This window comes from Noviherbaspirillum pedocola, assembly GCF_016632335.1.
GTDB lineage: Bacteria > Pseudomonadota > Gammaproteobacteria > Burkholderiales > Burkholderiaceae_D > Noviherbaspirillum_A > Noviherbaspirillum_A pedocola.
In genome coordinates this window covers 110351-129163 of sequence record NZ_JAEPBG010000005.1, presented here as the reverse complement: position 1 = coordinate 129163, position 18813 = coordinate 110351, and the positions used below count along the sequence as shown (strand labels likewise).

The 18813-nt window shown below is 64.9% G+C and carries 13 protein-coding genes and 1 pseudogene; 8 read left to right on the top strand and 6 right to left on the bottom strand.

Annotated elements, in window-relative coordinates:
• Positions 1-196: 196 nt before the first annotated feature.
• The 3 genes from JJB74_RS13665 to JJB74_RS13655 all read left to right on the top strand — a co-directional run bounded on the left by JJB74_RS13665 (position 197) and on the right by JJB74_RS13655 (position 4230).
• Positions 197-808, top strand: coding sequence for a YfiR family protein (locus JJB74_RS13665; protein WP_200592441.1), 612 nt, complete (start codon positions 197-199; stop codon positions 806-808).
• On the top strand, positions 805-2673 hold the full coding sequence (locus JJB74_RS13660; protein ID WP_200592440.1) for an ATP-binding protein: 1869 nt from the start codon (positions 805-807) through the stop codon (positions 2671-2673). Before JJB74_RS13665 ends, JJB74_RS13660 begins: the two co-directional genes overlap by 4 nt.
• Before the next feature lie 255 nt (positions 2674-2928).
• The gene (locus JJB74_RS13655; RefSeq protein ID WP_200592439.1) at positions 2929-4230 is read left to right on the top strand and encodes an NCS2 family permease; all 1302 of its coding nucleotides are present in this window, start codon (positions 2929-2931) and stop codon (positions 4228-4230) included.
• Positions 4231-4301: 71 nt separating this feature from the next.
• Here JJB74_RS13655 and JJB74_RS13650 read toward each other — a convergent pair whose 3' ends face one another.
• Positions 4302-4844, bottom strand: coding sequence for an acyloxyacyl hydrolase (locus JJB74_RS13650; RefSeq protein ID WP_200592438.1), 543 nt, complete (start codon positions 4842-4844; stop codon positions 4302-4304).
• A gap of 258 nt (positions 4845-5102) precedes the next feature.
• Here JJB74_RS13650 and JJB74_RS13645 point away from each other — a divergent pair, with 258 nt between their 5' ends.
• From JJB74_RS13645 to JJB74_RS13635, 3 genes and pseudogenes are all read left to right on the top strand, one after another.
• Positions 5103-5999 carry an endonuclease gene (locus tag JJB74_RS13645; RefSeq protein ID WP_200592437.1) on the top strand — a complete coding sequence of 299 codons (897 nt, stop codon included), beginning with the start codon at positions 5103-5105 and terminating at the stop codon, positions 5997-5999.
• Between the two features lie 111 nt (positions 6000-6110).
• Positions 6111-6788 (top strand): hypothetical protein, encoded by a 678-nt coding sequence (locus tag JJB74_RS13640; RefSeq protein WP_200592436.1) that lies wholly within the window; start codon positions 6111-6113, stop codon positions 6786-6788.
• A 120-nt stretch (positions 6789-6908) separates the two neighbouring features.
• Positions 6909-7388: pseudogene (locus JJB74_RS13635) on the top strand (RES family NAD+ phosphorylase); the annotation flags it as partial.
• 73 nt (positions 7389-7461) lie between these two features.
• Here JJB74_RS13635 and JJB74_RS13630 read toward each other — a convergent pair.
• From JJB74_RS13630 to JJB74_RS13620, 3 genes are all read right to left on the bottom strand, one after another.
• Positions 7462-11253 (bottom strand): AAA family ATPase, encoded by a 3792-nt coding sequence (locus tag JJB74_RS13630; protein WP_200592435.1) that lies wholly within the window; start codon positions 11251-11253, stop codon positions 7462-7464.
• Positions 11250-12476: an exonuclease SbcCD subunit D C-terminal domain-containing protein gene (locus tag JJB74_RS13625; RefSeq protein ID WP_200592434.1), complete on the bottom strand. Its 1227-nt coding sequence runs from the start codon at positions 12474-12476 to the stop codon at positions 11250-11252. Before JJB74_RS13625 ends, JJB74_RS13630 begins: the two co-directional genes overlap by 4 nt.
• A gap of 147 nt (positions 12477-12623) precedes the next feature.
• Positions 12624-12836 carry a hypothetical protein gene (locus JJB74_RS13620; RefSeq protein ID WP_200592433.1) on the bottom strand — a complete coding sequence of 71 codons (213 nt, stop codon included), beginning with the start codon at positions 12834-12836 and terminating at the stop codon, positions 12624-12626.
• Between the two features lie 110 nt (positions 12837-12946).
• Here JJB74_RS13620 and trxC point away from each other — a divergent pair, with 110 nt between their 5' ends.
• Positions 12947-13384, top strand: a complete 438-nt coding sequence (gene trxC / locus JJB74_RS13615; RefSeq protein ID WP_200592432.1) for a thioredoxin TrxC — start codon at positions 12947-12949, stop codon at positions 13382-13384.
• Positions 13385-13556: 172 nt separating this feature from the next.
• Here the strand turns inward: trxC and JJB74_RS13610 are convergent, their stop codons facing one another.
• On the bottom strand, positions 13557-14024 hold the full coding sequence (locus JJB74_RS13610) for a cyanophycin metabolism-associated DUF1854 family protein (RefSeq protein ID WP_200592431.1): 468 nt from the start codon (positions 14022-14024) through the stop codon (positions 13557-13559).
• 2 nt (positions 14025-14026) lie between these two features.
• The gene (locus JJB74_RS13605; RefSeq protein WP_200592430.1) at positions 14027-16294 is read right to left on the bottom strand and encodes a cyanophycin metabolism-associated ABC transporter; all 2268 of its coding nucleotides are present in this window, start codon (positions 16292-16294) and stop codon (positions 14027-14029) included.
• A 335-nt stretch (positions 16295-16629) separates the two neighbouring features.
• On the opposite strand from JJB74_RS13605, the gene JJB74_RS13600 reads away from it, so the two are divergent.
• The gene (locus JJB74_RS13600; RefSeq protein ID WP_200592685.1) at positions 16630-18801 is read left to right on the top strand and encodes a cyanophycin synthetase; all 2172 of its coding nucleotides are present in this window, start codon (positions 16630-16632) and stop codon (positions 18799-18801) included.
• Positions 18802-18813: the final 12 nt, after the last annotated feature.

The window sequence follows — 18813 nt, the reverse complement described above, 5'->3', positions numbered from 1 at the left end:
GGCGCTGCGATAATCGAACGTCCTGTTGAGTCAATGTCGCTGCAGATAGGGAGGAAATGGAATTGCTGAAGGCCGGAATCGGGGGCAAAACGCGCGCTGCGCAACAATCATGCAGGAACGCTGCAAATCCTGCGGCTGGATGCGTGCTCGCGGGTTTCATGCCCGTGATCGGGCAGCAAAGCGCGAGGAACGCAGCGTGACTGGCGATGAGATTTGCGCCATTCCCATTCCGGCCCGCCGGTGCTGCGCCTTGCGTCTCGTGCGCTGGCTCACCGTTTTCCTGTTTCTCTCCCTGGTCCTTGCCGCCGCTTGCCGCGCCGACGAAACCGAAAGCGCACCGGTCGGCGATGCCGCGGGCCGCGCGGCGTTTCTGTTGAGCTTCCTGGGATATATCGAATGGCCGTCGGCGGCCTTCGCGCTCGCCGACGAGCCGTATGTGATCGGCGTGATCAATAACGAGGCGGTGCTGGCCGAGCTGCTGCTGTCGGCTACCGGGCGCACCGTGGCGTCGCGGCCAGTGGAAGTGCGCGCGCTGCACGAGGGTGACAAGCCGGATGGCGTGCACTTGCTATACATCGGCCCGACGCCGAGCGAGAGGCTTGCCGCCATCCTGGCTGGCGTCAGCGAGCGCTGGACTGTGACGGTTACCGACGGCGACAACGGCCTGGCTCTGGGCAGCGCCATCAATTTCCGCGACATCGGCGCAAGGCTGCGCTTCGAAGTATCAATGCCGGCGCTCAAGCGAGCCGACTATCGATTCAGTTCGCGCATGCTCAGCGTGGCGCGCCTGCGCCGGGAGGTGCCGTGATCCGCGCCATCCGCCATTCGATTTCGCGCAAGCTGATGCTGGTGGTGCTGGCCACCACTTTCACCGGCTTGCTGTTGTCGACGCTGGCCATCCTCGGTTACGACATACGCAACTATCAAACAGCCTGGGTCGACGACTTGCGCACCCAGGCCGACCTGATCGCCCGCAATAGTGCTCCTGCCGTGACCTTCAACGATCCCAAGGCGGCGCAGGAGAACCTGGCGCTCCTGCGCAACCGGCCGGCAATCGAAACCGCGGCGATCTATGGTGCCGACGATGCGCTGTTTTCCTCGTATTCCCGCAACGGCGCTGGCGCGCCGCCGCCGACGGCCTTGCCGCAGGGAGTGCATATCGAGGGCGAACATATCGTCGTGTCGCAGGTGCTGGCAACCGATCATGAACGGGTGCTCACCGTGTACCTGCGCGCCCGCTATGAACTGTGGGAGCGCTTGCGCAACTATGCGCTGATCCTCGGCGCGGTCATGCTCGGCAGCCTGCTTCTGGCCGGGCTGATCTCGATCTGGCTGCAGGCCGGTTTCATCCGGCCGGTGCTGGAAGTCACCGCGGTAGCGCGCGAGGTGATGCAGCGGCGCGACTTCAGCCTGCGGGTGAAAAAGACCACCAGCGATGAAATCGGCGTGCTCGTCGATGCCTTCAACGACATGCTGAACGAAGTGGGCCAGCGCGCCGCGGCGCTGGAGGAATCGAACCGCCGGCTGCACCGGGAGATGGCCGAACGCCGCAGCGCCGAGGCGGCGCTGCTGCAGGCCGACAAGCGCAAGGATGAATTTCTGGCGACGCTCGCGCATGAACTGCGCAATCCGCTCGCGCCGCTGATGAATGGCCTGGAGATCATGCAGCTGGATAACAGCGGCAATGCAGCCACGAAGAAGGTGCGCGAAGTCATGCAGCGGCAACTGCGCCAGATGGTGCGGCTCGTGGACGATCTGCTGGATGTGTCGCGTATTACCACCGGCAAGCTGGTGGTACGCAAGAGCCGGGTGGAATTGCAGGCGGTGCTCAAGAGCGCCGTCGAGCTGACCGAAGCCTTCATTGCGCAGCGCGGGCATGCGCTTGAAGTCGAGATGCTTGATGAACCAGCCTGGCTGGACGCGGATGCGACGCGTCTTTCGCAGGTGTTTTCCAATTTGCTCAACAATGCCGCCAAGTACACCGACAGCGGCGGCCGCATCCGGCTTATTGCCCGCATCCAGGACGATCATGCGCGGGTGGAGATCATCGACAACGGCATCGGCATCTCCCCTGACATGCTGCCGCGGGTCTTCGAGATGTTCACCCAGGTCGATTATTCGCTCGAACGCGCCAATGCCGGGCTGGGCGTCGGGCTGTCGCTGGCGCGCAGGCTGGTTGAATTGCATGACGGCCGGCTCGAAGCGATGAGCGCCGGCTCCGGATGCGGCAGCACCTTTGCGGTGACGCTGCCGCTGGCCATGGCGCAGCAGGGGCGAGGGCAGTTCGATGCCGTGGAGGCGAGTCCCGCTTCCCGCCGCATCCTGCTTGCCGAGGGGGGCGACGACGGTGCCGATCTCGAAGGCATGCTGCTCGGCATGGGGCAGCAGGTACGCCTGGCGCATGACGACGAACAGGCGTATGCCGCTGCCAAGGAATTTTTGCCGGATTTCGCATTCCTCGATATCGGGCTGCCGAAGCTCAACGCCTACGGGCTGGCGCGGCGCCTGCGCAGCCACGTCGCGACGCGGCATTGCGTGCTGATTGCGGTGACTGAAGCGGACCAGGAGCGTCAGCTGGCGCAGGATGCCGGCTTCGATGAGCACCTGACCAAGCCCATCGACCCGGAACGCCTGAGCGAACTGCTCGCAAGGAACTGGCGCAACGCCGCTTGAGGTGTCATTCGAAGCCTGCCGCTTCACGACGATTGTTGCGGACCGCTTGCCTCACGCGGTTCGATCGCGCACGGGGCGATTTGTCCCTAAGTACCGTGGCTCTCCGTCATACGTGCGGTTATCAACCGCTCGCTATAGTGATTATTCGCGCTCCCGGATAAGGCAAGGTCTCCGTTGAAGTATCGTCAAGGCCCCGTAACGATAAAGCGGGCGCCGCGCATCCAGAGCCCGCACCAAACAGATCAGGAGACCATCGTGTCATTTCTCGAAAACACCTTCAGGCTGAAGGAAAACGGCACCGACGTGCGCACCGAATTGCTCGCCGGCCTGACGACCTTCCTCACCATGGCTTACATCGTGTTCGTCAATCCGGCCATTCTTGGCGATGCCGGCATGCCGAAGGACGCGGTCTTCGTCGCTACCTGTCTGGCCGCGGCGATCGGCACCCTGATCATGGGCCTGTATGCGAACTATCCGATGGCGCTGGCGCCGGGCATGGGACTGAATGCCTATTTCGCCTATACCGTGGTACTCGGCATGAAGCTGCCGTGGCAGGCGGCGCTGGGCGCGGTGTTCATCTCGGGCTGCCTGTTTCTGGTGGTGAGCCTGTTTCGCGTGCGGGAAATGATCGTCAACGGCATTCCGGCCTCGATGCGCACGGCCATCACGGTGGGCATCGGGCTGTTCCTCGGACTGATTTCCCTGAAGAGCGCCGGCATCGTCACCGGCAATCCGGCCACGCTGGTCACCATCGGCGACCTGCACAAGCCGCAGGTCGTACTGGCCGTGATCGGTTTTTTCGCCATCGTGGCGCTGGACCATCTGCGGGTACGCGGCGCGATCCTGATCGGCATACTGCTGGTGACCGGCCTCTCGTTTTTCTTTGGCGGCAATACCTTCGGCGGCCTGGTGTCGATGCCGCCATCGATCACGCCGACGCTGTTCAAGCTCGACATCATGGGCATGCTGTCCTTCGGCATCCTGAACGTGGTGCTGGTGTTCTTCCTGGTTGAACTGTTCGATGCCACCGGCACGCTCATGGGCGTGGCCAACCGCGCTGGCCTGCTCAAGAACGGCAAGATGGAACGACTGAACAAGGCGCTGCTTGCCGACAGCGCGGCCATCGTCGCCGGCTCGTTTCTCGGCACCTCCAGCACCACTGCCTACATCGAAAGCGCTGCTGGCGTGCAGGCAGGCGGGCGCACCGGGCTGACCGCCATCGCCGTGGCTGCGCTGTTTCTTGCCTGTTTGTTCTTCGCGCCGCTTGCCGGCGTGGTGCCGGCCTATGCCACCGCGCCGGCGCTGCTTTATGTCGCCTGCCTGATGCTGCAGGACCTGGTGCACGTCGATTGGGGCGACACCACCGAATCGGTGCCGGCGGCGATCACAGCGATCACGATGCCGTTCACGTTTTCGATCGCGCAGGGCGTGGCTTTCGGCTTCATCAGCTACGCGGTGCTCAAGCTGTTGTCGGGACGCGCGCGCGAAGTGAAGCTGATTGTCTGGATCATCGCGGCGATCTTTCTGTTCAAGCTCGCCTATCTCGGCGCAGGTTGAAGGGAAAGGGCAGGGAAAGAGCAGGGAAAGATGGGTGGGGAAGGGAAGCGGAATCCCGCTTCCCGGAAGGCTTACTTGAAGCGGTGGATCAGTTTCAGTGAAGCGAAATTCACACCGTTGTTCGGTTCCTTGATCGCGCCATTGGAATAGTGCGAAACCATCAGCGCCACATCGGTGGCCGGCGTGATGTTGTAGCCCAGGCCGATCTTGGTGCCGAATTCCAGGGCGGTGGACAGGCGCCGTCCATTGTTGTTGTACAGGTGCGAGAGCAAGTGCGCGCCGATGCCGGCATCCAGGAAAATCTTGCTGCCCGGCATTTGCAGTCGGAACATCGGCGTGAAGCCGACTTCGGTCAGGTTCTGGGTTTGGCCTGGGATGTTCATGTACTGGTTGCTGCGCCATTCGGCCAGGTCCAGGTCCCAGTAGCCGCCTAGCCGCAGGTTGGCCGATTCATACAGCGGCCGGGAAAAATTCCATTGCAAGCCGCCGCGCAGGAATTGCGAGGCGTTGCCGGTGCCAACTTCCACCGAGGCGCCATCGATGGCATGTGCCGGCAAGGCGGCGCATGCGGCCAGCAGCCCGGCTCCCAGGCTGCGTAGGACAAATCGCTTCATTCTTTCTCCAGAAAATGGCTAAAAGGGCGATCATCGACTTATGAGCGCCTATTATTGCCTGAAATCATTCTGTTGTGATAATCGCATTTCCGCTCGGCAGCGAGTTGATCGATTCGATGCGGCATGCATCTCGGCTGTCGTTTGCCGGGAAAGGCGAGCAATGTTAATTCTTTGGTCATTGCTGGTGTTGCGATCAACGGGATATAGTGCGCATCGGTCCGCGAACCCTTTTCCTCCGCGACCGCTTCCGAATCCGTCATGCGTCCCCGAGTCACTTCCGTCGGCTATATCCACCGTTCGCGCGCCGCGCTGCCATTCCTGTATCCGGACCATATCGACCGCGACAGCCTCGATGCGCTGCCGCGTCTGCCGGGCGTGTACCTGTTCCTCGATGCCAATGGCACGCCGCTGTACATCGGCAAGAGCGTGTCCATCCGCGCCCGGGTGTTGGCGCATCTGCGCACACCGGAGGAAGCGGCGATGCTGATGGCGACTGCGCGCGTGGACCATGTGCGCACCGCTGGCGAAGTCGGTGCGTTGTTGCTGGAGTCGCAACTGATCAAGGAGTGGCAGCCGCCGTTCAATGCCATGCTGCGCACGCTGCGGGAGACCCATGCGCTGGCGCTGGAAGACGGCAATCCGCATCCGCTGGTGTGCGGCTCGACCGATGCAGCGCCGGGACGGGAAATCTATGGCCTGTTCGGCTCACGCGCGGCGGCCGAAGAGGGTTTGCGCGCGCTGGTGCGCCGTCACGGCTTGTGCCCGGCGCTGCTCGGCCTGGAAAGCCGCATCCACGGACGCTCGTGTTTCTCGCATCAGCTCGGCCGCTGCCACGGCGCCTGCGTAGGCACCGAAACCGGTCAGGCGCATGCCGAGCGCCTGCGTGCGGCGCTGGCGCAGATGCAGACCACCGTGTGGCCCTTTGATGGCCCGATTGGCATCGTCGAGCATGGTGAAGACATGCGCCAGGTGCATGTGGTGGACCGCTGGGCCTACCTAGGCTCGCTCGAGGGCAAGAAGCGCCGGCTGCGCACGCTGGCGCGGCGCTTTATCGATATCGACACTTACCGCATCCTGGCTGCGCCGATTCTCGGTGGCCAACTGGAGCTGGTAGCTTGCCGCATCGAGCGCGGCGTGGTGCATTTCACGGAGTGACGCCGCGCGCAAGCGAGTCAGGCGCGCGAATATGTGTTTGTCTTGTTTGTCATGCTTGACATGCTTGGCTTCGTTGCCTACATTGGGCACTTCCCCGCCAGGAGCCGCTACATGTCCCCCTTGCATGCTTCCCGATCCACTTCGACGCCATCTGGCGCGACTTCCACCGACAGCCGTGACGCGGCCGCACTGATGGCCGATGCCATTTCCAACTTCCTCAATACCGAAGCCGAAAATGCCGAATCCGGTGCCGATTCCTTTTTGCGCGCCTATTCGACGCTGGCGCGGGCGGTGCCCAAGCCGCGGCGGCGCGCGTTGTACCGGATGATGGGAGCGGCGTTGGCAGCCGCGGCCGAGCGTGAAGGGCTGGCGGGCGCCGCCGCTGGCGATGGCGATGGCGAGACTTTCCTCGCTGCGTTGCGCGATGAAGAAAGCGGACTGCGGCAGCGCGATCTGGCCGAGGGACGGCTGCTTGGCGCGGCGGCAATGCGCGAAAGACTGGGCATTTCGCGCCAGGCGCTGTCCGCGGCGCTGCGCGCGCAACGCATCTTCGCGCTGTTGGGACCGTCGGGCGATTACCTGTATCCCGCGTTCTTTGCCGATCCGGGCCTGGATCGTGCGGTGCTGGAAAAGGTGTGTCGCGCGCTCGGCGGCTTGCCCGGTGGCGCGAAGTGGGAATTCTTTACCACGCCGAAGGGCTCGCTGGGCCGCAAGACGCCTCTGCAGGCGCTCGCCAAAGGCCGCATCGATGCGGTGCTGGCGGCAGCGGCCGCCTTCGCCGAAAGCTGAGCGGTGCGACAACACACGGCGCGGCTTTCCGCGCCGCGCCTGCCGCCCGACGGGCTTCCCGTCATTCATCTCGAACCGCGCACCCTGATTCGCATTTCCCGTCATGCCAGCGGCGAACCGTATTTCGGCCGCAGCGGCGGCAATCGTTTCGATGATCCGGAGCGCGTGTACGGCACCTGCTATTTCGGTGAGAGCCTGCTGGTCGCGCTGGCCGAAACCCTGCTGCACGATGCGGTGGCGGTGCGCGGCGCGTTCCGGGTGCATCCGGACAGCCTCGCCAGTCGCCATGTGCTGCGCTTCGACGGCGCGCCGCTGCGCCTGGCCAACCTCACCGGCGCCAGCCTGAAGCGCCTCGGCGGTCATGCGGGATTGTCCGGCACCGCTTCGTATCGATTGCCGCAACGCTGGTCGCAGGCAGTACATGCACATCCGGACCGAGTCGATGGCTTTGTCTACATGTCGCGCCATCTGAATACCGAGCGCGCCATCGTGCTGTTCGATCGCGCCGGCGAAAAGCTGCGCATGACGCAAGCCACGCCGCTGATTGCTTATCCGGGCTTTGTCAGCGCAGCGCGGGAATTGGGCATACGCAGCGCCTAGAGCGTATTCGACGGCAACCACGTGAATTTGCCGTGTTCCAGCGAACCCGCAGCCGAAGCAGGGCCGGCCGGTATCAATACGCTTGCGCTACGCTCACGTGGCTGCTGCCGCCGGATACCCGGCGCACGACGATGCGCGTGGTGATGCGTTCGGTCATTTCCTGCACATGCGAAATCACGCCGACCCGGCGCCCCATCGCCTGCAAGCCATCCAGCGCATCCATCGCCACGCGCAGCGTGTCGGCATCCAGACTGCCAAAGCCTTCATCGATGAACAGCGATTCCACCCGCACGCCGTTCGAAGACAGCGACGCCAGCCCGAGCGCCAGCGCCAGCGACACCAGGAAGCTTTCGCCGCCGGACAGCGAATGTACCGAGCGCATCTCCGCGCCCATGTCGCCATCGACCACCAGCAGCGCCAGCGTGTCGCGCACCCTTTCCAGGCGATAGCGCCGCGCCAGATCCGCCAGGTGCCGGTTCGCATAGGCAAGCAGCACATCGAGCGTGGTCTGCTGCGCATAGTTGCGGAATTTCTTGCCGTCGGCCGAGCCGATCAGCTCGGCAAGCTGCGCCCAGCGGCGCTGTATTGCCTGCTGCTGCTCGAGCTGGGCGCGCATGTCGGCGGATTCCGAGCGGCGCCTGTCGTCCTCGGACTGCGACAGCTGCAACGTGCTCAGGCGGGTACGGACCCCTTCGATCTCCCCGCGCAGCGCCTCCAGGTCCGCTTCAACCTCGGTGTCCGTGCGCTCCGTCCAGTCGGACTGCCATGCCTGGCGATGCGCAAGACAACGCCGTTCCCGCTCGCTGTGCACCGTCTCCGCCTGGGCCAGCGCCGCATCGAGTGCCGCCAGCGATACGCGCTCGGCCCGGATCCAGTCGGCATCGTGTTCGAGCAGTGCGGTCAGGGCCTGCAGGTCGAGCGGCGCAGCGGCTTGCAAGGGCACGGGGTCGCCGGATGCGCAGCGCGCATGGTGCGCGTTGTGCATGTGGAGCCACTCGGCGATGCGTCCATCGCCTTCGCGGGTTTGCGCGGCAAGTTCTTCCAGGCGCTCCTGAGCGCGCTCATGCGCCTCCGTGCAAGCGCGGGCATCCAGGGCCGCGGCCTGCGCGGCGGCAACGGCGGCGTCCAGGGCACCACGGGCTGCGTTCAGCGTCGCCGCCATCTCCGCCTCCACCTCGGCCGCCGGCCTGCCGTCGAACAGTGACTGTCGTTCGCGCCGCGTCGCCTGCAATGCCGCGTCGCGCGCCGCATGCGCCTCGACGGCGCGATCGCGCTCGGCAGCCGTGCTCGCACTGCGCTCGGACAGGGCCTGCAACTCCGCGTCCAGCGCGGCGCAGCGCGAAAGCGCCTCGGCGCGTTGGCGGCTGTGGGCATCGAAGGCAGTGACCGCATCGCGGCAGCGCGCATGGAAAGCTGCGGGCGCGGCATGCCAGGCGGTGCGCCAGTCGCGCGGCAACGGCATGGTGTCGAGCGCGTCGAGACTGGCGTCGGCGCGGGCATGCGCATCGCGCTCGCGTTCCCGGACCGCGATCAGGAGGCGCGCCGCCTCCGCAGTCGCCTGCCTGGCGCGATCGAGCGCCACGCGGCAGAACTCGGCCTGCGCGGCGGCGGTGTCGACCGCGGTTTGCGCGCCGTCGCGTTCAACCGCGGCTGCCGCATAGGCCGCTTCGGCGGCATCGATTTCACGGATGCGCTGGGCGATGTCGCCTTGCCGCTGCGTGAGCCAGGAGGCGCATGCATGCGCCGGTGCAGAGAGCGCAGGATCGGTGCCGAACAGCGCATGGGCGCGCCAGGCGCGCTCGGTGTCCGTCAGCGCGGCATCCTGTTCGGCGATGCGCGCCTCGGCCTGCGTCTGTGCCAGCAGCGCGGCGTCGGCAAGCGCGCGCTGGGTCGCCCGTGCCTCGGTGTTGCGGCGCATGGCCTCACGGCAGGTGGCGACTTCATCGGCCAGCCCGGCCAGCATCGCTTTCGCCTGTGGATCGGTATGCCGGTATGGATGTTCGGCCGCGCCGCACACCGGACAGGCTTCGCCATCGGACAGTCCGGCACGCAGCTGCAGCACGCTGGCGCTGCTGGCGAGCTCGGCGCGCCGCTGCATGCGTTCGGCCTGCGCTAGCGCCGCCGCGACGCCCGCCTGCTCGGCCTGCGCGGTCTGCCATGCGCGTTGCGCCGCAGCCAGCGTCTCGGCATGCCGCATCATGTCGGCCAGCGCTTCAGTGCGCCGCACCTGGGTGTCGTGCAGCGTGCGGCACAGGCGCTCGGCTTCGATCAGTTGCTGCTGATCCTGCGCCAGGCGCGCGCGCTCACCAGCAAGCCTCGCGGCGTCGAGCACACGCAAACGCTGGGTGCAGGCATCGCGTTCCGTGCGGCGCTGCTCAAGGGTTTGCACTGCCGCGGCATGGGTTGCGGCATGCCGCTCTTCAATGGCGAGCTCGTCTTCCTGCCGCCGCACCGCGTTCGAAGCCTCGGTCGCCGCGTGCGCGGCCTTCTGCGCCGCTTCCTGCGCCTGCGACAGCAGGATGTCGCAGCGCTGCCATTGCGCGGCCAGCGCGGCATCGTCGGCATGCGCGGCGAGCCAGGCATCGAGTTGCTGCATCTGCGCACCAAGGGCTGTGCGCTCGGACCCTTTCTGCTCCAGCGCGCCGCGCGCGGCCATGGCGGCGGCGGTGGCATCGTCGGCGTGGCGGCGGCTTTGCGCATGTTCGGGCAGCAGCGCGTCGATGCGTGCATCGAGCGAGCGTGCCGCATTGAGCAGCAACAGGCGCTGCGCATGCTCGGCCTGTGCCGCTTGCAATGCCGTCGTTGCGCGATCGCGGGTCTGCTGCGCAACCAGTTCCGCGGCGCGCGCCGTTTCCAGGCGCATACGCGCCGTGGCGATGGCAGTGCTGCAGCGCGCGTTCTCGTTCGCAAGGCGGCGGATCTGCTCCAGGAGCGGCCGCGCCGATTGCACCGCTTCGACCTCCGCCAGATGCGCACGCCGCCCCTGCGCCTTGCGGCACTCTTCCTGCCTGCTCTCGCGCAGTTCGCGCGCTTCGTTCAGCGCGGCATCGAGCGCATGCGCTTCGCGCAGCCAACCCAGATGGCGCTGCAGCGTCGCATGGCGCGCTTCGTGCCGCGTCAATTGCGCGCGAACGTCGCTGACCTCGTTCTCCAGCGCGCGCCGCTCCTCCTCGGAAAGCGGCGCCGCATCGGCCAGGCGTGCGCCGTGGCGCTCGAGCAGGGCGGTTTCCTCCTTGGCGCGCTCGAAGGCCAGGCGCGAGATTTCCGCGTAGATGCCGCTGCCGGTCAGGGTTTCCAGCAATTCGCCGCGCTCGTTGTCATTGGCTTTCAGGAAGGCGGAAAACTCGTTCTGCGCCAGCAGCACGGCCCGGGTGAACTGGTCGAAGTTCAGCCCGATCCGGCGCACGATTTCCGCCTTCACTTCGACATTCTTGCCGCCAATCTGCTGTTCTTCCGGCAAACGCCACAGCCGCATTTCGCTTTCCTGCAGCCGGCCGTCGGGCCGGTTGCGCGCGCGGCGCACGCTCCAGCGGGCCCGGTAGGCCACGCCATCGTTGCCGATGAATTCGACCTCCGCATGGCCTTCGGCCGCGCCGCGGCGCAACAGGTTGCGCACATCCTGCGGCGTCACCGTCTCATCCTTCACGTCCGGCAACGCGATGCCGCGCGCCCCGGCGCGCGACAGTCGTGGTGTGGCTTCATACAGCGCCAGGCACAGCGCATCGAGCAGCGTGCTCTTGCCGGCGCCGGTCGGACCGCAGATCGCAAACAGCCCGGTGGAGGAGAGCGGCTCGGTGCGGAAGTCGATCGCGAAGCTGCCGGCCAGCGATGCCAGGTTGCCGCCGCGTATGGCCAGTATCCTCATCGCGCCGCTCCCGTGGCAGCAAGCATCAGCTCAGCAAAGGCCGCCATCTGGTCCGGCGGCGCGTCGGCATCGTATTTCTGGCGGTACAGCCGCTGGAAGATATCGTCCGGCTGCAATTGCGCCAATTGCTCGGGCATCGCTGCGGATTCGGTTTCGCGCCGGCGCGGCAATACGGTATCGATGCGCGCCAGGCGCGCGTGGCGGCCGGTCAGGGCCGCCTCGATGCGCGCGCGCAAGCCGGGCTCGGGCTGTTCCAGCGCGATGCGCACTTCGAGATACGGCGCCGGCGCCTCGCATGCCTCGGGCAATTCGGCCAGCAGCGCCAGCGCTTCCGGCAGCGGCGCATGCCGCGGCGGAATGCGCAGCATGTCCACGGTGCGCGGAATGAGGAGCGGCGCGACGTTGAGCGCAGTTTCGCCGTCAAGATCGATGCGCAGCACCTGATGGGGGTAATGCGTCTCGGAAAACGACATCGGCAGCGGACTGCCGCTGTAGCGCACCTGGCCTTCCTTGCCGACGGTCTGCGCCAGGTGCAGATGGCCGAGCGCGGCATAAGCGATTTCCGGCCCGAACAGCGTCGACGGCAAGGCCTCGCTGCCGCCGATGACGATGCGTCGCTCCGAGTCGGCCGATGGCGCGGCGCCCACCATGTGGCAATGGCCGAGCGCGACGATCGCCTGTCCGGGAGCGCGGCGCGCGAGCGCCCGATCCAGCGCGCGCCGGTACAGTTCGGCCACGCCGGCCGCATACGGGTTCTCGCTGTCCTCGACGCGCGGCACATCGCCCGGGCGCAGGAAGGGCACGGCCAGGCACCAGGCGGCGATGCTGCCATCGCGCCGCAGCAGCGGACGCACCAGGCTGTCGACATCGATGTCACCCGAGGCATCGCGGCCGACCTGGCCGATCAGCGTGACCGCATGCTCTTCCAAGAGCGGACCCGGCGCTTCCAGACGTCCCGGTGAATCGTGATTGCCGGCGATGATGACGATATTCAGATGCGGCGCGGCGGCGCGCGCGCGGCGCAGAAAACGGTAAAGCTGCTTTTGCGACGCGGCCGACGGATTGGCATTGTCATAGATGTCGCCGGCGATCAGCAGCGCATCGATGCGCTCGGCGACCAGGGTGTCGAGCAGCCAGTCGAGAAAGGCCTGGTGTTCATCGGAACGGTCAAAACCATGCAGGGTCTGGCCGAGATGCCAGTCCGAAGTGTGCAGCAGCCGCATTGCGTCTATCCGGGAGGATTCTGGAGAAAGGCGCCGGAATGGCGAAGGCCGCCATTGTAACGGGGCGGTGAATGCGGCTGGTTCGAATTGCCGGGCTTTGAAAAACTTTCCGGTAATTCCGGGCCCGAAGGCCCGTTTGCGGACGACTCAGTACGCGCCCATCGGTTGCGGCGTTTCTGGAATGCCCGGGTCCGGCGTGATTTCCGGGCCCTGCGGTCCTTCGGGTGTCGACGGTTCGTCGGGAATTGGCGTCACTTCCGGTTCAGGGCTGCGCACCGGTTCGATCTCCGGCTGCGGTGCCGGGATGTTCGGCACTTCCGGTGGCAGATCGCCCGGATTGGTTTGCAATTGCGCTGGCATGGCATCTCCTTTTCACTGGTTCATTGCGAAAGCCAAGCATTTCCCGGGCCATGCCGAACTGGCGCGGCGGCGCGCGATCATAATGGCAAAGCCTTTTTCTGGAGATTGTCATGTCCGAAGCGCTGCATATCGTCTGTCCCCATTGCCAAACCACCAACCGCGTGCCCGCCGCGAAGCTGCAGATGCATCCCGACTGCGGCAAATGCGGCAAGCCGCTGTTCACCGGCGAGCCGGTGGAATTGAGCGCCGACGCGTTCCAGCGCCAGATCGAGCGCAGCGATATCCCGGTGCTGGTGGATTTCTGGGCGCCATGGTGCGGCCCGTGCCGGATGATGGCGCCAGCCTATGCGCAGGCGGCGCAGCGGCTCGAACCCGGCGTGCGCGTGGCCAAGCTCAACACCGAAGAAGCGCAGGCGATTGCCGCACGCTATAACATCCGCAGCATTCCGACACTGGCACTGTTTCGCGGCGGGCAGGAAGTGGCGCGGCAGGCCGGCGCGATGGATGTGAACGGCATTACGGCCTGGGCGCGCAGCAACGGCGCCTGAGCGCGGCGGGGTCTTAAGAGGCGGATTCGCAGCCAGCGAGCGCGTTCAGTGCGCGGCAATGAAAACGGCGCCCTACGGAGCGCCGTTTTTTGTGTAGGGTGGGCGCAGCCCACGCGGTCGTTCGATCAACGCGTGGGCTGCGCCCACCCTACGGGTTCCTGCATTCGTCGCCTTACAGGAACCGATCCAGGATCTTCCTGCTCTGCCTGTCCAGCGCGCTCAGGTCACGGATCAGGAAATGGATGCCATGGCTGTCCGAGATCAGCAGCGTCGTATGCGTAATGCGGCGAATATCCTCTTCGCCGCGCAGCGTCAGGCTGGTGTCGCCGCGGTCTGTTGCGACTTGCCAGGTCGACGGCGTCGCATAGGTCGATACGCTCCGAATCGCCCGGATTTCGGGCATGAATTCCCGGCTCTGCAACTCTTCTTCCACCAGCGCGCGCTGCGGCGCCGGCAAGTCGTCCAGGCGGTCCAGCCACACGACTTCCTTGCCGTCACCCGTGACCAGAGAAATACCCTGGTCGGGCGCGGCGATCGGAAACGCCCGCACCGCGCTCACGCCAACATGGCGCATGCCCGCCGCGTCGGTGAGCACCAGCTTGCCCCAGGCATCGCGCTCGAGTTCGAATCGGCTTTCCATGCTCATTCCTTTTCCATCCGGTCGTCGATGTCGCGGTCGACATTGCGCGCCTGCGCCTGGTACAGCCGGTAATACGCGCCCTGTTTTGCCATCAGCTCATCGTGCGGTCCCTGTTCCACGACCTGGCCGCGATCCATCACCACCAGGCGATCCGCGCGCTGCAGCGTCGACAGCCGGTGCGCGATCGCGATCGTGGTGCGGCCCTGCACGAGATTGTCCAGCGCCTTCTGGATTTCCTTCTCGGTTTCCGAGTCGACCGAAGACGTTGCTTCATCGAGGATCAAGATGCGCGGATCGATCAGCAGCGCCCGGGCGATCGAAATCCGCTGGCGCTCGCCGCCGGACAGGCCCTGGCCGCGTTCGCCGACCACCGAGTCATAGCCGTGCGGCAGGCGCAGGATGAATTCATGCGCATGCGCGGCGCGCGCGGCGGCGACGATTTCTTCGCGGCTCGCGTCCGGCTTGCCGTAGGCGATGTTCTCGGCAATGGTGCCGAAGAACAGGAAAGGCTCCTGCAGCACCAGGCCGATGTTGCGTCGGTAATCGGCGACCGCAAACGAACGGATATCCACGCCATCGAGCCGGATCGAACCTTCGGCCACGTCATAGAAGCGGCAGATCAGATTCACCAGCGTGCTCTTGCCCGAACCGCTGTGGCCAACCAGGCCGATCATTTCGCCTGGCTTGATCGTCAGGTTCACGCCGCGGTTCACCGCCCGGTTGCCGTAGCGGAAACCAACGTCGCGCACCTCGATGCCGCCGCGCACATTCGTCAGCGGCACCGGCTCGGCCGGATCGGGCACGCCGGAAACATGGTCGAGGATGTCGAAGATACGCTTGGCGGCCGACGCCGATTTCTGCGTCACCGAGACGATGCGGCTCATCGAATCCAGGCGCGAATAAAAGCGGCTGATGTAGGCGATGAACGCGGTCAGCGTGCCGACGGTGACTTCGCCGCGCGACACCTGCCAGATGCCGAAAGCCCACACCACCAGCAGGCCAATTTCGGTCAGTAGCGATACCGTCGGCGAAAACAGCGACCAGATGCGGTTGATGCGGTCGTTCACCGCAAGGTTATGCCGGTTCGCTTCGCGAAAGCGTGCCGTTTCGCGCTGTTCCTGGGCGAAGGCTTTCACCACGCGGATCCCGGGAATGGTGTCGGCAAGCACATTGGTGACTTCGCCCCAGACCCGGTCGATCTTTTCGAAGCCAGTGCGCAGGCGGTCGCGGACGACATGAATCAGGTAAGCGATGAGCGGCAAGGGCACCAGCGTGACCAGCGCCAGCCACGGATTGATCGAGAACAGAATGACTGCCGTCATCGTGATCATCAGCACATCGGTAGCGAAATCCAGCAGGTGCAGCGAAAGAAACACGCAAATGCGGTCGCTCTCGCTGCCGATGCGCGACATCAGGTCACCAGTGCGCTTGCCGCCGAAATATTCCAGTGACAGCCGTAACAAATGTTCATAGGTACTGGTGCGCAAATCAGCACCGATGCGCTCGGACACCAGCGCCAAAATATAGGTCTTCGCCCAAGTCAGGCCCCAGGCCAGCAGCGAGGAGCCGAGCAGGCCGGCGAGGTACAGCGCCACCAGGCTGGTGTCGATCGCATGGCCGTTCTGGTAAGGGATGAGGATCTTGTCGACCAGCGGCATGGTCAGATACGGCGGCACCAGGCTGGCCGCCGTGCCGAGCAGCGTCAGGATGAAACCGGACAGCAGCTGCATCCGATACGGCCTGGCGAAGCGCCACAGGCGGAACAGCGTCCATGTCGATGGCGGCGTGTGGATGACCTTGGTGCAGACCGGACAGACATCCTGATCGGGCTCGAGTGGCGCCTTGCAGCTGGGACACAGCTCCTCGTCGTCGACCTCGGGCGTGATGCCTTCGAGATGGCTTTGCATTTGCACCTGGAACTGATCGAGCAGACGCATTGCCAAAAGGTTCATGCCTAGCGTAAATCGCCAGGAAGCAAGGCGGCCGTTTTCGTCGAGCAATTCCAGGTGGCCGACGCCGGCATGGTCGTGATGCTGCAGGCTCAGGCCAGGGCGGAACGGCCAGTCGCGCCAGGCTTTATCGTCGGGCGCACGGGCAAGGATACGGCGGTCGGTAACGATGACCAGCCCGTTGGCGAAATGCAGCCGGGAATTCAGGTCAACCGTTACCCAGGTGACTACGTTCTCTCCCGGTGCCAATCGGGATTCGATATCCGCACGCCAATCTTGCGGTAAGTCGTCGTGAGAGCTGGTGCTGGGTGGGTTGGACATTGCGCTGCTTGCCTGGGACTTGCCCGTTGAGACTGGTCAGAGTTGTATGGAAGGCTTGCCTTGTCCCTGCCTTGTAGCGTCGCCGCAGAATATGGCAGCGCGCGCGGCGGGGTAAATATCCCGGAGGCAATATTTGCGGTATTCTCTCGCACTTGCGCTGCCGGGTCCGGCCAAGGCCGGGGCAATAAGGGTGCGAAGTATACCCGATGCGTCGATGATTGCACTGAGGATGCCGGAGCGAAACATGGTGCAGGGAGTCTGCAGAGCGGATTTCCGGCCATGTCGCCGTGGAGGAACGGTGGCCCACGGGCGATGCCCGATACAGAACAGAGATGATGAAGAAGAAAGACATTGCAATACAGAAGGTAAACTACCTGCGCGGTCCAAATATCTGGACATATCGGCCGGTAATCGAAGCTTGGGTCGATATCGGCGCGCTGGAAGACTTCCCCTCGAACACCATTCCAGGCTTGTACGAACGTCTTACCGCCTGGCTCCCCACCCTGATCGAACATCGCTGCGGCATTGGTGAACGCGGCGGTTTTCTCGAACGTCTGCGCACCGGCACTTGGTCGGCGCACATCCTTGAACACATCACGCTGGAATTGCAGAGCCTGGCCGGCATGCCGGTTGGCTTCGGCAAGGCGCGTGAAACCTCGGAACGCGGCGTGTACAAGGTCGCATTCCGCACCCGTCAGGAAGAGGTGGGCCGCGCCGCGCTGCAAACGGCGCGCGATCTGCTGATGGCGGCGATCGAGGATCGTCCCTTCGATGTACAGGCCGCATTGGCGCCGCTGCGGGATATGGTCGATCGCATTTGCCTGGGTCCCAGCACTGCACATATCGTCGATGCCGCGACCGATCGCCGTATCCCGGCCATCCGCCTTACCGACGGCAACCTGGTTCAGCTCGGCTACGGTGCGCGCCAGCGCCGCATCTGGACCGCGGAAACCGATCGCACCAGCGCCATTGCCGAAGGCATCTCGCGCGACAAGGATCTGACCAAGTCGCTGCTCAAGAGCTGCGGCGTGCCGGTGCCCGAAGGTCAGCTGGTAGACAGCCCCGAAGAAGCCTGGGAAGCGGCGCAGGATATCGGCCTGCCGGTCGCGGTCAAACCCTATGACGGTAACCATGGACGCGGTGTGTCGCTCGACCTGGTCAGCCGCGAACAGGTGATCGAAGCCTATGCGCTGGCTGAGCGCGAGGGCAGCGGCGTCATCGTCGAGCAATCGATTTCCGGCATCGAACATCGTTTGCTGGTGGTAGGGAAGAAAATGGTGGCCGCTGCCGCCGGCGAAACGGCGACCGTTACTGGCGACGGCAAATCGACGATCGCTCAACTGATTGACAGCCAAATCAACACCGACCCGCGCCGCGGCATGGACGAGGAATTCCCGCTGGAGCCGATGCTGCTCGAAGAAAGCGATGAGCTGGTGCTGCAGCTTGCGCGCCAGGGCTACACCGGCGACAGCGTGCCGGCAGCCGGCCAGAAAATTCAGTTGCAGCGCAACGGCAATGTTGCTTTCGACGTGACCGATCGAGTGCACCCGGATACCGCAACCCTCGTGTGCCTGGCCGCGCGTGTCGTCGGTCTGGATATCGCCGGCGTCGACCTGGTGGTCGATGATATTTCTCGGCCACTTACCGAACAGCGCGGCGCGATTATCGAAGTCAATGCCGGCCCAGGCTTGCTGGCGCACACCAAGCCGGCGAGCGGCCAGCCACGCCCGGTCGGCACCGAGATCGTCAGTCATTTGTTCGCTGAAGATGAAGACGGCCGCATACCGGTCGTCGGCATCACGGGTACGCGCGATACCACACGTATTGCACAACTGATCGACAAAATCCTTTGCGTTGCGGGCCGTCACGTCGGCCTGGCCTGTGCCGAAGGTCTCTACCTGAATCAGCGCCGCGTGCGCGCCGAGCCTTCGGACAACTGGGAAGCCGGACAAAGCCTGCTGATCAACCGGTCGGTGCAGGCAGCGATTATCGAAAACGGCGCACGCCAGTTGCTGGCCGAAGGCCTGTCCTACGACCGCTGCAGCGTCGGCATCGTCACCGATGTGGCTGGCTACGAAGCCCTCGCGGACTTCGATATCCGGACTCCGGAGCAGATGTTCAATGTGATCCGCACCCAGGTCGACGTCGTGCTGCCGGACGGCTATGCGGTGCTGAATGCCGAAGATCACCAGGCGGTGGAAATGGCTGAGCTGTGCGACGGCGATGTCATCTTTTACGCACTGTCGGAAAGCTTAGGTGCGATTGCCGCACACCGCGACGATGGTGGTCGCACCGTGTTTTGCCGCGGCGACGATATCGTGCTTGCCCACGGCAGCATGGAAACCGCCGTGTTGCCGTGCTCGGTCAATGCAGCAGGCGACCTGGCGCCGCACAGCGTGCTGGCGGCGGTGGCCGCAGCCTGGGCGCTGAATGTTTCCCCGGAATTGATTTGCGCTGGCATGCGCACTTTTGCCGCGCAGAGCGCGGTGGCCGCGCTGCGGCATTGATGCCGCGTGTTT

Bases quoted from the DNA above. Each gene is read 5' to 3' on its own strand.
- JJB74_RS13600 (WP_200592685.1), top strand. From the start codon at position 16,630: ATGAAGAAGAAAGACATTGCAATACAGAAGGTAAACTACCTGCGCGGT.
- JJB74_RS13605 (WP_200592430.1), bottom strand. From the start codon at position 16,294: ATGTCCAACCCACCCAGCACCAGCTCTCACGACGACTTACCGCAAGAT.
- trxC (WP_200592432.1), top strand. From the start codon at position 12,947: ATGTCCGAAGCGCTGCATATCGTCTGTCCCCATTGCCAAACCACCAAC.
- JJB74_RS13620 (WP_200592433.1), bottom strand. From the start codon at position 12,836: ATGCCAGCGCAATTGCAAACCAATCCGGGCGATCTGCCACCGGAAGTG.
- JJB74_RS13610 (WP_200592431.1), bottom strand. From the start codon at position 14,024: ATGGAAAGCCGATTCGAACTCGAGCGCGATGCCTGGGGCAAGCTGGTG.
- JJB74_RS13640 (WP_200592436.1), top strand. From the start codon at position 6,111: ATGTCCCCCTTGCATGCTTCCCGATCCACTTCGACGCCATCTGGCGCG.
- JJB74_RS13645 (WP_200592437.1), top strand. From the start codon at position 5,103: ATGCGTCCCCGAGTCACTTCCGTCGGCTATATCCACCGTTCGCGCGCC.
- JJB74_RS13650 (WP_200592438.1), bottom strand. From the start codon at position 4,844: ATGAAGCGATTTGTCCTACGCAGCCTGGGAGCCGGGCTGCTGGCCGCA.
- JJB74_RS13630 (WP_200592435.1), bottom strand. From the start codon at position 11,253: ATGAGGATACTGGCCATACGCGGCGGCAACCTGGCATCGCTGGCCGGC.
- JJB74_RS13625 (WP_200592434.1), bottom strand. From the start codon at position 12,476: ATGCGGCTGCTGCACACTTCGGACTGGCATCTCGGCCAGACCCTGCAT.